The organism is Streptomyces sp. NPDC058052 (assembly GCF_042885515.1).
Classification (GTDB): domain Bacteria; phylum Actinomycetota; class Actinomycetes; order Streptomycetales; family Streptomycetaceae; genus Streptomyces.
In genome coordinates this window covers 48,523-60,830 of sequence record NZ_JBHVRX010000025.1, presented here as the reverse complement: position 1 = coordinate 60,830, position 12,308 = coordinate 48,523, and the positions used below count along the sequence as shown (strand labels likewise).

General features: G+C 70.5%; 10 protein-coding genes and 1 pseudogene. 8 read left to right on the top strand and 3 right to left on the bottom strand.

Annotated features, from left to right (window positions below; genetic code table 11):
* The first annotated feature begins 2 nt into the window (after positions 1-2).
* The 4 genes from ACFVU3_RS28785 to ACFVU3_RS28770 all read left to right on the top strand — a co-directional run bounded on the left by ACFVU3_RS28785 (position 3) and on the right by ACFVU3_RS28770 (position 4,252).
* Positions 3-866: an alpha/beta fold hydrolase gene (locus tag ACFVU3_RS28785; RefSeq protein ID WP_390070691.1), complete on the top strand. Its 864-nt coding sequence runs from the start codon at positions 3-5 to the stop codon at positions 864-866.
* Positions 863-1,870 carry a VOC family protein gene (locus tag ACFVU3_RS28780; protein ID WP_390070689.1) on the top strand — a complete coding sequence of 336 codons (1,008 nt, stop codon included), beginning with the start codon at positions 863-865 and terminating at the stop codon, positions 1,868-1,870. Before ACFVU3_RS28785 ends, ACFVU3_RS28780 begins: the two co-directional genes overlap by 4 nt.
* A 331-nt stretch (positions 1,871-2,201) precedes the next feature.
* A complete protein-coding gene (locus tag ACFVU3_RS28775) occupies positions 2,202-2,615 on the top strand; it encodes a DUF485 domain-containing protein (RefSeq protein WP_390070688.1) in 414 nt (137 codons plus the stop codon).
* The gene (locus ACFVU3_RS28770) at positions 2,612-4,252 is read left to right on the top strand and encodes a cation acetate symporter (RefSeq protein WP_390070686.1); all 1,641 of its coding nucleotides are present in this window, start codon (positions 2,612-2,614) and stop codon (positions 4,250-4,252) included. Before ACFVU3_RS28775 ends, ACFVU3_RS28770 begins: the two co-directional genes overlap by 4 nt.
* Before the next feature lie 93 nt (positions 4,253-4,345).
* On the opposite strand, the gene ACFVU3_RS28765 is transcribed toward ACFVU3_RS28770, so the two are convergent.
* Positions 4,346-5,506 (bottom strand): amidohydrolase family protein, encoded by a 1,161-nt coding sequence (locus ACFVU3_RS28765; protein ID WP_390070685.1) that lies wholly within the window; start codon positions 5,504-5,506, stop codon positions 4,346-4,348.
* 256 nt (positions 5,507-5,762) lie between these two features.
* Positions 5,763-6,509, bottom strand: coding sequence for an IclR family transcriptional regulator (locus ACFVU3_RS28760; protein ID WP_390070802.1), 747 nt, complete (start codon positions 6,507-6,509; stop codon positions 5,763-5,765).
* Positions 6,510-6,690: 181 nt separating this feature from the next.
* On the opposite strand from ACFVU3_RS28760, the gene mhpD reads away from it, so the two are divergent.
* The 3 genes from mhpD to dmpG are packed head-to-tail and all read left to right on the top strand — an operon-like array spanning position 6,691 to position 9,499.
* Positions 6,691-7,524 carry a 2-keto-4-pentenoate hydratase gene (gene mhpD / locus ACFVU3_RS28755; protein WP_390070683.1) on the top strand — a complete coding sequence of 278 codons (834 nt, stop codon included), beginning with the start codon at positions 6,691-6,693 and terminating at the stop codon, positions 7,522-7,524.
* Positions 7,521-8,471 carry an acetaldehyde dehydrogenase (acetylating) gene (locus ACFVU3_RS28750; RefSeq protein ID WP_390070681.1) on the top strand — a complete coding sequence of 317 codons (951 nt, stop codon included), beginning with the start codon at positions 7,521-7,523 and terminating at the stop codon, positions 8,469-8,471. The genes mhpD and ACFVU3_RS28750 overlap by 4 nt, the downstream gene beginning before the upstream one ends.
* Positions 8,468-9,499 carry a 4-hydroxy-2-oxovalerate aldolase gene (dmpG, locus tag ACFVU3_RS28745; protein WP_390070679.1) on the top strand — a complete coding sequence of 344 codons (1,032 nt, stop codon included), beginning with the start codon at positions 8,468-8,470 and terminating at the stop codon, positions 9,497-9,499. Before ACFVU3_RS28750 ends, dmpG begins: the two co-directional genes overlap by 4 nt.
* Positions 9,500-10,110: 611 nt before the next feature.
* Here the strand turns inward: dmpG and ACFVU3_RS28740 are convergent.
* Positions 10,111-10,980, bottom strand: coding sequence for an acyl-CoA thioester hydrolase/BAAT C-terminal domain-containing protein (locus ACFVU3_RS28740; protein ID WP_390070677.1), 870 nt, complete (start codon positions 10,978-10,980; stop codon positions 10,111-10,113).
* A gap of 228 nt (positions 10,981-11,208) precedes the next feature.
* Here ACFVU3_RS28740 and ACFVU3_RS28735 point away from each other — a divergent pair.
* Positions 11,209-12,189, top strand: a pseudogene (locus ACFVU3_RS28735) (transposase); the annotation flags it as partial.
* Between the last annotated feature and the right edge of the window lie 119 nt (positions 12,190-12,308).

Below are 12,308 nucleotides of genomic sequence, written 5' to 3'. Positions count from 1 at the left end.
CCATGACCACACCCACCGAAGTCCCCGCGATGACGGAGCACCTGCTCGACATCGAAGGCAAGAAGATCTTCGTCGCCGAGACGGGGCAGGGAGTGCCCGTCCTGCTGCTGCACGGCGGCGGCCCCGGCGCCTCCGGCGTCTCCAACTACAGCCGCAACATCGCGGAACTGTCCCAGGAGTTCCGGGTCATCGTGCCCGACCTGCCCGGCTACGGCCGCAGCAGCAAGGGCATCGACCTCGCCGACCCCTTCGGCGCCCTGGCCACCGGCATCCGCGGCGTGCTCGACCGGCTCGGCCTGAAGAAGGCCCACTTCGTCGGCAACTCCTACGGCGGAGCCTGCGCCCTGCGCCTCGCCCTCGACACCCCCCAGCGTGTCGACCGCATGGTGCTCATGGGCCCCGGCGGCATCGGCACCACCCGCGCGCTGCCCACGCCTGGCCTGAACAGCCTCCTGAACTACTACACGGGGGACGGGCCCTCGCGGCCGAAGCTGGAGAAGTTCATCCGCGACTACCTGGTCTTCAACGCCGCCCACGTGCCCGACTCGATCATCGACGCGCGCTACCGGGACAGCATCGACCCCGAGGTCGTCGCCGCCCCGCCGCTCAGGCGCCCGAAGTCGCTCGGCGCGCTGAGGAAGATGGACTTCACCCGGGACAATCGCCTGAAGCGGCTGGCCGTGCCCACCCTGGTGCTGTGGGGCGCCGCGGACAAGGTCAACCGGCCGTCGGGCGGTCGGATGCTGGCGGAACGCATGCCCAACTGCGACCTGTACGAAGTCGCCAACACCGGCCACTGGGTGCAGTGGGAGCGCGCCGAGCTGTTCAACCGGCTCTGCGCCGACTTCCTGGCGGACCGCCGATGAACACCGCGCCCTCCGTCTTCGGATCCGTCCACCTCGGCTACGTCGTCATCGAGTCCAACCGCTTCGCCGACTGGCGCCGGTTCGGCACCGACGCCATCGGCATGCACCACGACGACATCTCCCACGACGTGATGCGCTTCCGCCTCGACGACCACGAGTGCCGCTTCCTGATCCGGCGCGGCCCCGCCGAGGACGTGGTCGCGATCGGCTGGCACATCGACGACCACACCTCCTTCGAGCAGATCGAGGCCCGCGTCCGAGCCCACGGCGTTCCTGTCGTGCGGGGCTCCGACGAGGAGGCGGCCCTGCGCGGCGTGGAACGCCTGCTGCGCTTCCCCGGGCCCAAGGGCATCGTGCAGGAGATCTACACCACTCCGCTCATCTCGTCCGAGCCGGTGAGGATGCTCGCCTCCGGCTGGGTCACCGGCGACTCGGGCATGGGACATGTCGCGATCACCTCCGCCAAGCCCACCCTGATGCGCGGCTACTACAACACGGTCTTCGACGCCCGCCTGACCGACTACATCGACGAGACGATCAGCGGCGTCAAGCTCAAGATCCGTTTCCTGCGCGTCAACGAACGCCACCATTCCATCGCGATCGCCGCCCTCCGCGGCCTGCCGATCGACCCGATCCGCACCCGCGTCCAGCACCTCAACATCCAGGCCGACAGCCTGGACGACCTGGCACGGAGCTACGAGCGCGTACACGAACTCGGCTTCGACATGGCCCTGTCGGTGGGCCAGCACACCAACGACAAGGAACTCTCCTACTACGCCCGCACCCCCTCGGGCTTCGAGTGGGAGGTCGGCTGGAACCCCCTCGTCATCGACGAGAGCACCTGGGAGCCCTCCACGCACCTGGGCATCAGCATCTGGGGCCACAAGCCCGTCGGCCAGACGATCGTCGACAAGCTCGACCAGTTCCGGCTCGGCGCCCGCTCCCTCGTCCGGCCGGAGAGGACCGTCCCCGCCCTCAGCGGCGCCGGCATCCCCGACGACTGAACCGGTACGGTCACTCCGCCGCCCGGCGGGGTGACCGTACTCGCTCGATCCCCGGCAGGGCGGCGGAACACCGCCGCCGGCCCTCTCGCCCGGTCGCACATCCGTCGTACCGGGGTTTCACAGGCACACGGCCTCACGATCCGATGACGGTCGAACTCTTGCGGGCCCGGCAATCCCGGACACCCGCGGCTCCCGGTGCCTGCCCGTAGCCGTCCCGCACTGCTCGGGCCGTTCGGCACTCCGCTCGTCGTGCTTCCCGTCACGGGACGCCGGGAACCGCGATGCCGGGCCCCGGTGAGTGAACATCCACCTCGCGAGAGGACCCCGACCCATGTCCGTTCCGCCTCCCAGGCCCGACAGCGGGCCCCCACGCGACCGGTCCCATGAGGCTGCCGCGAGCGCTCTGCAGGAACTGCCTCGCGCACTTTCCGAAGCGCGTCGGCGGTTCCTGGCGGTCAATGGCGCCGCCTTCCTGCTCACCGCATCGCTGTCCGGCACGGCCGGTGAGCTGTTCGCCACCCGCCTGGTGAGCAGGATGCCTCTGGGCATCGTGCTCGGCACTCTGCAGCTGGCCGTTCTGCTGCTGTCCTCATGGTGGTACGACCGCACGCTCCGTCGCGGCGCCGACCCACTCGTCGACCTGATGCGACGTCGTGCCGAGCTCGTGCGCCCGTCACTGCCCCAGCCGGGCCCTGCAGGGGCCGTGTCCCGATGGCCGTACTCGTCGCAGGGGAGGCGGAGATGACCGAGCTGTCGCTTGCCGCGGGGTTCGAGTCGGTCTGGGGTGGTCCCGGTGACCGGCCGATGGTGCTGATCGGCTTCCTGGCGTTCATCGTCCTGTCCCTGTTGTTGTGTGTTCTGGCCGGCCCCGAGGACGACACCGCGGCCGACTTCTACACCGGCAACCGGTCACTGACGCCGGTGCAGAACGCGCTGGCGCTCACCGGGGACTACATATCGGCCGCCACGCTCCTGGGCGTGTCCGGCCTGGTGGCCGTGGTCGGGTACGACGGCATCTCCCTGGCGGTCAGCAGCTGCCTGGCCGTCGGGGTGTTCCTGCTCCTCGCCGGTCCGCTGCGCAATGCCGGCCGCTACACCCTGGGCGACGTCTTCGCGCTGCGTTCGCCGGGTTCGTCGTCCCGTATCGCCGCCGCCACGGCCACCTTGGCTGTCTGCCTGCCTTTTCTCGTCCTTCAACTGGCCGGAGCCGGCAGCGCCACGGCGCTGCTGCTCGGACTGACCAGCTTGGGGGCCGAGCAAGTGTGCACCGTCTTCGTCGGAGCGCTGATGATCTGCTACGCGGTGCTCGGCGGCATGAGAGGGACGAGCCTCGTCCAGATCGTCAAGGTGGCCGTGGTGTTCACCACCATGGTGCTTCTCGCCCTTCTGGTCCTGCGGCACCACGACTTCGACCCGGGCGCCCTGCTGACCGCGGCCGAGCGGGGGAGCGGGCTTCACGACCGCTACTTCGAACCCGGTCACGCGCTGGGGAGCAGCGCGGTCGGCCGCGTCGACTTCCTGAGCCTGCAACTGTCCGTCGTCCTGGGCGGCGCGTGCATGCCGCACGTCCTGATGAGAATCAACTCGGCCGCCGACGGCGCCGCCGCCCGCCGAGCGACCCGCTATGCCATCGTCATCATGGCCGTCTTCTTCCTCTGCGTCGTCATCGCGGGCCTCGGTGCCGCCGGCATCGTGGGAGGCCAGAGGATCCGGGCCGTCGACAGCAGCGGCCAGACGGCCCTTTTCCACCTGGCCGGGGAGCTGGGAGGTGGTACCTCGGGACTTGCGGGCAGCGTGCTGTACACCGCTGTCGCGTGCTCCGTCTTCGTCACCGTACTGGCGGTGGTCGCCGGCATCGCCCTGAGCGCCGCGGCCGCCCTGGCGCACGACCTGCACGCGCACGTGGCACGCGGGGCGCGCATGTCCGAGCGTCGGGAATTCCGATCGGCCAGATGGGCCGTGGGAGCCGTGGGCGGGATCGGCATCTTCCTGGCGGCGATGGCCCAGGGGCGGGACCTTCAGTCCCTGACCTACCTGGCACTCGCTCTCGCCGCCTCCACGGTCCTGCCCGCCTGTCTGTACGGACTGTTCTGGAGCCGGTACAACCGGACCGGGCTGCTGTGGACCGTGTACGGCGGTATTTTCTGCACGACCGTCCTGTACGTCTGCTCCCTCTCCTTCTCGGGCGCGCCCACCTCGCTGCTGTCGGGACACGACTTCCACCTCGTCGGGATGCAGTCGACCGCCGTGATGGCCATTCCCGCGGGATTCCTGCTCGGGTGGGTGGGCAGTGCCGTCGGACGGCGTGGACGGCCGGTGGAGGAACCTGGGGCGGACCTCCGCTGGCGCGAACGGGTCCTCGTCGGAGTGCGAGAGCAATGACGCGTGCCGCGGCCCGGCAGCTGGACCGGGCCGCGGCACACGCCGCGCACTCACCTACGGCAACGGAACGGGCTCACGGTTGCAGGGCCCGGCTCAGGCCGGCTTGGCCCCGATCCTGGCGGCCAGTGCGGGGAACTGGGCCAGCGCGTTGGAGCGCTCGACAGCCAGTCGCTCAGCAGGCGAGAAGGTCTCGCTCAGCTGGGGGGCGGGGTCTCCTGCCGCGAGGAACAGAGCGCTGGTGAACGGCCAGTCGGTGGCGAAGAGAACGCGCTCCGTTCCGGCCAGCTCGCGCACGGATTTCATCGCCTGGGGTGCTGGAGACAGAGCGGTGTCGTAGAAGATCTTGCGGAAGTTCGGGCTGCTGTCGTCCAGGCCGGCGGCCCCCACCTGCTGCGCGATCGCCGGGGTCAGGGTCAGCAGGCTGGTGCGGTAGGAGATGTACGGCAGGGTGCCGCCGGCGTGCGCGGCCAGCCACCGGATGCGCGGGTACCGCTGGTAGACGCCCTTGTAGAGCATGTTGACCAGTGCGCGGGTGGTGTCGAACGTGAACTCGTACAAGAAGGGCGGCAATCCGAGGTCCGGGTAGCTTTGCGGGGTCGAGGGGTGGATGAACACCATGGCGCCCAGGTCGTCGAGCGCCTTCATCAGTGGGGCGAACACGGGATCGCCCAGGTACGTTCCGCCGTAGCTGCTGAAGATGCCCACGCCGTCCAACTTCAGGTCCCGTACGGCTCGTCGAACCTCGGTGACGGCGTGGGAGACGTCCTGCTCGTCGACGGTGCCGCCCAGGGGCAGGACGGCGAATCCGCCGAAGCGGCCCTTCAGGTGCGCGGACGTCGTGTGGACCAGGTCCCGGCTCGTGTAGGTGTTCAGGCGCTGTGCCATCGCCACCCGGTCCGCCGGGGAGGACAGGTAGGTGACGCCCGGCTCGGAGACGGAGACCACCTGGGTCTGGATGCCGTAGCGGTTCATGAAGTTCACCGCGAGGTCCGGGCTCCACGGGGGGACCGGCACGCCTCCGATCTCGGTGATGCCGTGCGCCGCCAGGTCCCGGCGGTAGAAGTCCGGAATCAGATGACAGTGCACGTCGACGCGGTCTCTGCCGCGGCGTACCGGAGCGCCGGAGGGGGCGCTGCCGGCCGCGGTCGCCGGCCAAGCGCCGAGGGCTGTCGCGGTGGCTCCCAGCGGCAACGCCGCCTTGAGCAGTCCGCGCCGTCTCATGCCGTGTGAGTCGGCCTGTCCTGGAGCAGCCATGAAAACACCTCACCGAAGGGGGGATGGGGGAAGGCGCGTCCGCTGAAGGATCCACGCGGACACCGGGCAGCCACAGGTGGCCGGCGCGGCGGCGGTGACCGCACCGGCTTCTTGTAGTGTTCACTACAGTGACTGGAATGACCGCTACGGTAAGAGGGGTGAGGGTGGGCGTCAAGGATCGCGGCAGGGGTGATTCACGGAGGTGAGGGCCTGCCGGGTGCGCCCGCTGCCGACGGGCCGGGCGCCCGATGCCGGCTCAGGAAGTAGTGCTGTCCGCCGATCCGCCGCCCGAGCGCAGCACGCGGGACAGGCCCAGAGCCGCTGTCCGTACGGCGGGCGCCAGCTGGGCGGGGTGGAAGCGGCCGCGCGGCACGGCGACGGACAGGGCGGCCACCGCCGTCGCACCGTCGAAGACGGGCGAGGCGATGCAGTTGACGCCGAGGGCGGCCTCCTGCTCCTCGTACGCGAGACCGGAGACCTGGATCTGCTCCAGGGCGGTACGCAGCCGCGCCGGATCGGTGACCGAGTGCGGGGTGAGACGGGGCAGGGGCCCGGCCAGCACCTCGTCCGCCAGCTCGGAGCCGGAGAAGGCCAGCAGTGCCTTGCCGACGCCCGTGCAGGTCAGGGGAAGTCGTCCCCCGATGCGTGAGGGCAGCGTCAGGGTCTGGTGGCCGTGGATCCGCTCGACGTAGACGACATCGTGCCCTTCCCGAATGCCGAGGTGCACGGTCTCGTGGGTTGCCTCGAAGAGGTCCTGGAGGTAGGGCAGCGCGGCCTCCCGCAGGTCGAGCCGGCGTGGCACCAGCGAGCCCAGCTCGAAGAGCTTGCCGCCGAGCCGGTAGGTCTCTCCGGTGCGTTCGAGCAGACCGAGGCGCACCAGGTCGGCGCAGAGGCGGAACGCGGTCGTCTTGGTCAGTCCCGTACGGGCGGTGATTTCCGTGAGACGGAACGTACCGCCGTCCGGACGGAAGCAGTCGAGGACGGCAGCCGCCTTGTCGAGCATGTTCCCCTGCGCGCTGTTCCGTGTCATGGAACGTATTTTGCCGCGGCTCGAACCGTACGCCTATACCTGTCATGGATCGACGGACGGCCACCGCCGCCTCTCCGACAGCCCGCCACTCTCCGCCCGGAGGTACCCGCATGTTCGCTCCGCACCGACCCACCAGTGCCCGCCGGGGGCGACCATGAGCCGCCGCAAGCCCGCCGATGCCGTGGCCGACGCCGTGGCCGAGGCGGCCGCTGTCCTGGAGAAGGCCACCCGCACCGGCGTCCCGTGCGCCCCGGTGCGCTCGCTCCTGCCCGAAGCGGACATCGAAGCCGCGTACGCCGTACAGCGGCTGCACGTGGAACGCGGGATCACCGCCGGGCGACGGCTGGTGGGTCGCAAGATCGGTCTGACCTCACCAGCGGTGCAGCTCCAGCTCGGCGTGGACCGGCCGGACTTCGGCGCGCTGTTCGCCGATATGGCGGTGCCCGAGGGACGCCCGATCGCCCCCGGCCGGCTCCTCCAGCCGAAGGTCGAGGCCGAGGTCGCCCTGGTCCTCGGCACGGACCTGCCGCATCGTGACCCGACCCTCGCCGACCTGCTGCGCGCCACGGCGTTCGCGCTGCCCGCACTGGAGATCGTCGACAGCCGCATCGCCGACTGGGACATCACCATCGTCGACACCGTCGCCGACAACGCTTCCTGCGGCCTGTACGTCCTGGGCGGCACCCCCGTCCCCCTGGACCGCGTCGACCTGCGGGCCGTGACGATGACCCTCACCAAGAACGGCGAGACGGTCTCCGAGGGCACCGGAGCCGACTGCCTGGGCAGCCCGCTCACCGCCGCCCTCTGGCTCGCCTCCACCCTCGCCGGGCTCGGCGACCCGCTGCGGGCCGGCGACATCGTCCTGACCGGTGCGCTCGGCCCGATGGCCGTCGCCGCCGGGGGAGACGAGTTCACCGCGCACATCGAAGGGCTCGGCACGGTCACGACCACGTTCGCGTCCGCCGCCACGGAAGGGGCCGCAGCATGAGCACGAAGGTCGCCGTCATCGGGTCGGGCAACATCGGCACCGACCTGATGATCAAGATCCTGCGGCTCTCCGACTCCCTGGAGATCGCCGCCATGGCCGGGATCGATCCCGACTCCGACGGTCTGGCCCGCGCCCGCCGCCTGAAGGTCGCCACCACCCACGAGGGCGTCGACGGCCTGGTGAGGCTCGACGAGTTCGCGGACGTCGAGATCGTCTTCGACGCCACTTCGGCCGGCGCGCACCGCCACCACGACGAGGTGCTGCGCTCGCTGGGACGCAGGGTCGTCGACCTGACGCCCGCCGCGCTCGGCCCGTACGTCGTCCCGCCGGTCAACGGCGACGACCACCTCGACGCACCGAACGTCAACATGGTCACCTGCGGTGGCCAGGCCACCATTCCGATCGTGGCCGCCGTCGGGGCCGTGACGCCCGTCCACTACGGCGAGATCGTCGCCTCCATCTCCTCCCGTTCGGCCGGTCCCGGTACCCGGGCCAACATCGACGAGTTCACCGAGACGACCTCGTCGGCCATCGAGAAGGTCGGCGGCGCCGCCCGGGGCAAGGCGATCATCGTCCTGAACCCGGCCGAACCCCCGCTGATCATGCGCGACACCGTGTACTGCCTGGTCGGCGAGTGCGACGACGCCGCGGTGACCGCTTCGGTGGAGGAGATGGTCGCCCGGGTCCAGGCGTACGTGCCCGGATACCGCCTCAAGCAGAAGGTCCAGTTCGAGCGCGTCGCCGACGACGACCCCCTGCGCTCGCTGCTGCCCGCCGGCACACGGTCCACCGGCGCCGCGAAGGTCTCGGTCTTCCTGGAGGTCGAGGGCGCCGCCCACTACCTGCCCGCCTACGCCGGGAACCTCGACATCATGACCTCGGCCGCCCTGCGCACCGCCGAGCGCATGGCCGCCGCACAGCCCTTCACGGAGGTGGTCTCCCGATGACCGAGAACCAGCCCCCCGCCCTGTACGTACAGGACGTGACCCTGCGGGACGGCATGCACGCCGTACGCCACCGCTACACCGTCGACCAGGCCCGCACCATCGCCGCCGCGCTGGACGCCGCCGGGGTCGGCGCGATCGAGATCGCCCACGGCGACGGCCTGTCCGGCTCCAGCATCACCTACGGCGTCGGCGCGCACACCGACTGGGAGTGGATCGAAGCCGTCCGCGACGCCGTTCGCCACGCGGTGCCCACCACGCTGCTCCTGCCCGGCATCGGCACCCTGCACGACCTGCGGCAGGCCCACGCCCTCGGCATCCGCTCGGTCCGCGTCGCCACCCACTGCACCGAGGCCGACATCTCCGCCCAGCACATCGCGGCCGCCCGCGACCTGGGCATGGACGTGGCCGGGTTCCTGATGATGTCCCACATGGCCGAACCCGCCGAACTGGCCCGCCAGGCCAAGCTGATGGAGTCCTACGGAGCCGGGTGCGTCTACGTCACCGACTCCGGCGGCCGCCTGACCATGGACGGCGTCCGCGATCGCGTCCGCGCCTACCGCGACGTCCTCGCACCCGACACCGGAATCGGCATCCACGCCCACCACAACCTCGGCCTGGGCGTCGCCAACTCCGTCGTCGCCGTGGAGAACGGCGTCACCCGCGTCGACGCCTCCCTCGCCGGCCAGGGCGCCGGAGCCGGAAACTGCCCGCTGGAGGCGTTCATCGCGGTCGCCGACCTGATGGGCTGGGAGCACGGCTGCGACCTGTTCCCCCTGATGGACGCCGCCGACGACGTCGTACGTCCCCTGCAGGACCGCGAGGTCCGCGTCGACCGCGAGACCCTCACCCTCGGCTATGCGGGCGTGTACTCCAGCTTCCTGCGCCACGCCGAGGCCGCCGCTCGCCGGCACGGCCTCGACACCCGCGCGATCCTCGTCGAGGTCGGCCGCCGCAAGATGGTCGGCGGCCAGGAGGACATGATCACGGACATCGCCCTCGACCTCGCGGCGGCCGACTCCGTCGGCTGACCGGCAGCGGCTGGCACCGATACCCCGTGGCCGTTCGGCGGAGACGGCGCCACCGACACAGGGGGCCGGACCCGGCGGATGCGAAGCGAAGCCCGGTCGGCGTACTCACCGCCGAGGGCCGCATCAGGACCGGCGGGTCCGGCCGGGACCGGACGTGAAGAGATCGTCCGCGAAGCGACAGTCGCCCCGGTGACCTTCCGATTCACTTCCGGGGCCGTTCCTTCGAGACCCGATGCCCCTCTTGCGGTGGGCCGGCGCCGTCCTCGCCCGTACACGCCCGCCACGGTTTCTTGACCACGCGACCGCTCAACCGGCCCACGCAAAGGAAGCACCATGGAACCGCACCCCGATGGCAGCCACGGCCACCGGCCCGGGCCCGGCGACGGCTTCCCGCCCGTCCGCCCACCGCGCCGGAGCGCACGTCGCAGGGCCGTCATCCTCGCCACCCGCCTGTTCGCGGTGGGAGCGGCGGCCGTCACCGTCGACCGAGTCGCGGCGAGCCGTGTGGAGAGCCGTACGGTCGAGGCGTTCCAACAGGGGATGGGTACTCCAGCGCGCCCCTCGGTCGAGGTATGCGGCTTCCCCGTCCTGTCGCATCCCGGAGATTCTGGTCAGCTGCTGGTGTGAAGATCTCCAGTCAGAGCCGCAACGATGTCAGACCACGCCGCGGTGCCGAGCGCCGCGTCAGCCTCCGCCGTGCCGCCGTAGCGGAACCGCTCAGAGTGTCCGGCGGGCCCTTCCCCGGGCAACCGGGGACGATGCCCGGCATCGGACGAGGTCACAAGCCTGGCCGGGTGGCCCACCGAAGCGCGGCGCGCGGCCAGTTCCTGCGCGAAGGCCAGCGACGGCCACATCTGATCGTCCCCGCCCGCCACGAGGACTATCTGGGCGGCGGTCTCCTCGATCGGGATCGCGGCCGCGCGCGCAGCCGCCGCGTGGGTCTGCCTGCTCTGCTCGTAAAGGGTCCGACAGGTCGTCGGCTCGCCTTCTGCCTCTGCAGGAGTCCAGTCGTCATCGTAGGAGACGAACGGGACGGGCTCGCCCTTCCAGGTCCAGGAAGACCGATAGGGGTGGGTCAGACCATCGATGCAGGGTTCGACGTTCGCCCAGACCACGGAGGTGGGAGACATGGCCACCACCGCATCGACGCGCGGTTCGCGGATGGCCAGCAGCAGTGCCGCCTCGGCTCCCTTGGACAGTCCGATGACACCGACTCTCCCTCTTGCTTTGGTCTGCAGGAGGTCGATCGCCGCAACGAACCTCTCCAGCGGAATCTCGCAGATTCCCTGTGGCTGGCCGTCGCCGCCGAACCAGCGAATCGACAACGCGGTCATCCCCGCGCGAGCAAGTACACGGCAGCGTTCGACGTCGATGCGGCCACTGGAACCGGCCAGCACCAGTACGCCCACCCTGCTGCCTCCCACCGGCTCGACCAGCACACCATCGGAAGGCTCGCTGATCGCGTGTTCGATGATCTCCATGCCCCTCCCTCAGACATCGCCGTTCGCGATCATCTCAGGGAGAGTCGAACCGACCCACACAGGGCGAACGTTGCTTGATGCGGCACTAGCTTGATCTTTAACCATTGAGTCCGAACGAGTCCTCGCACTTGATCACTCGGACTGGTAACTGCCGTACACGCAGGCGGCCTTCGGCTGAGCATGTGATCCGACCAAGGAACACACAAGCTCATCGCGAAGGCCGTGGGGATGAGTCTGCTGCATCACGCCGTCCGGCAGGATCCGTTCGCGGAACTGTCACGCTTCCGGGGTGAGTTCCACTCCTGCCTGACCAGGCGTGCGGACGCACGGTTCGAGCTCGCGGACGCGGTGTTGTGCGCCGACGGCCCGGTCCGGTCGCTGGTAGAGCTGTCGCTGGTGGGCGAACACCGCCGCGGGCACGGCGGACTCTACGACGCTCTGGCCGCGGGCCGGGTGGACGTCGCCCGGTTGCGGCGGGCCCTGGCGACGGTGTCGCTGCCGCGGGCGGCGGACGGCCGGCTGCTCCTGGCCGCCGACATCACCTGCTGGCTGCGACCCAGTGCCCACGCCTCACCGCAGCGGATCCTGTGCCACACCTACGGACGGGGCAAGGACCAGCACATTCCCGTTCCCGGCTGGCCGTACTCGGTGATCTGCGCGCTGGAGACCGGCCGCAGTTCCTGGACCGCGCCACTGGACGCCCTGCGTCTGGCACCGGGCGACGACGCCGCCACGGTCACCGCTGGGCAGACGCGCGGGCTGGTCGAGCGGCTGATCGAGGCCGGGCAGTGGAAGGACAGTGACCCGCAGATCCTGATCGTGGTGGACGCGGGATATGACGTGCCCCGCCTGGCCTTCCTGCTGAAGGATCTGCCGGTGCAGGTGCTGGGCCGGATGCGCTCGGACCGCGTTCTGCGCCGGGCGGCACCGCGGCGCGAGCCCGGCGTCCGAGGCCGTCCGCCCCGCCATGGCGGCGAGTTCGTCTTCGGTGACCCGGCCACCTGGAACACCCCGGACGCACAGGCGGTGACCGCAACCCGTCTCTACGGCACCGCCACCGCCTGGGCCCGGGACCGGCTCCACCCGAGACTGACCCACCGCTCGGCCTGGACCGCCCAGCTGGGCGCCCTGCCGGTGATCGAGGGGACCGTGATCCGCCTGCAGGTCGAGCACCTGCCCAGCGGCGCGACACCGAAGCCCGTATGGCTACGGTCTGCCGCGCCCACCAGCACGCGGCCGGGGCCCGGGGGGCGGTGCTTGTGTTTCCTGCGCTTCGGAGCGGGCTGAGGTCGCCTGCCGTTTCGATTTCCCCGCCTCCGTGGGTTGGG

Excerpts from the sequence above, each read along its gene's own strand:
- ACFVU3_RS28785 (WP_390070691.1), top strand. The coding sequence starts at position 3 with ATGACCACACCCACCGAAGTCCCCGCGATGACGGAGCACCTGCTCGAC.
- ACFVU3_RS28780 (WP_390070689.1), top strand. The coding sequence starts at position 863 with ATGAACACCGCGCCCTCCGTCTTCGGATCCGTCCACCTCGGCTACGTC.
- ACFVU3_RS28775 (WP_390070688.1), top strand. The coding sequence starts at position 2,202 with ATGTCCGTTCCGCCTCCCAGGCCCGACAGCGGGCCCCCACGCGACCGG.
- ACFVU3_RS28770 (WP_390070686.1), top strand. The coding sequence starts at position 2,612 with ATGACCGAGCTGTCGCTTGCCGCGGGGTTCGAGTCGGTCTGGGGTGGT.
- ACFVU3_RS28765 (WP_390070685.1), bottom strand. The coding sequence starts at position 5,506 with ATGGCTGCTCCAGGACAGGCCGACTCACACGGCATGAGACGGCGCGGA.
- ACFVU3_RS28760 (WP_390070802.1), bottom strand. The coding sequence starts at position 6,509 with ATGCTCGACAAGGCGGCTGCCGTCCTCGACTGCTTCCGTCCGGACGGC.
- mhpD (WP_390070683.1), top strand. The coding sequence starts at position 6,691 with ATGAGCCGCCGCAAGCCCGCCGATGCCGTGGCCGACGCCGTGGCCGAG.
- ACFVU3_RS28750 (WP_390070681.1), top strand. The coding sequence starts at position 7,521 with ATGAGCACGAAGGTCGCCGTCATCGGGTCGGGCAACATCGGCACCGAC.
- dmpG (WP_390070679.1), top strand. The coding sequence starts at position 8,468 with ATGACCGAGAACCAGCCCCCCGCCCTGTACGTACAGGACGTGACCCTG.
- ACFVU3_RS28740 (WP_390070677.1), bottom strand. The coding sequence starts at position 10,980 with ATGGAGATCATCGAACACGCGATCAGCGAGCCTTCCGATGGTGTGCTG.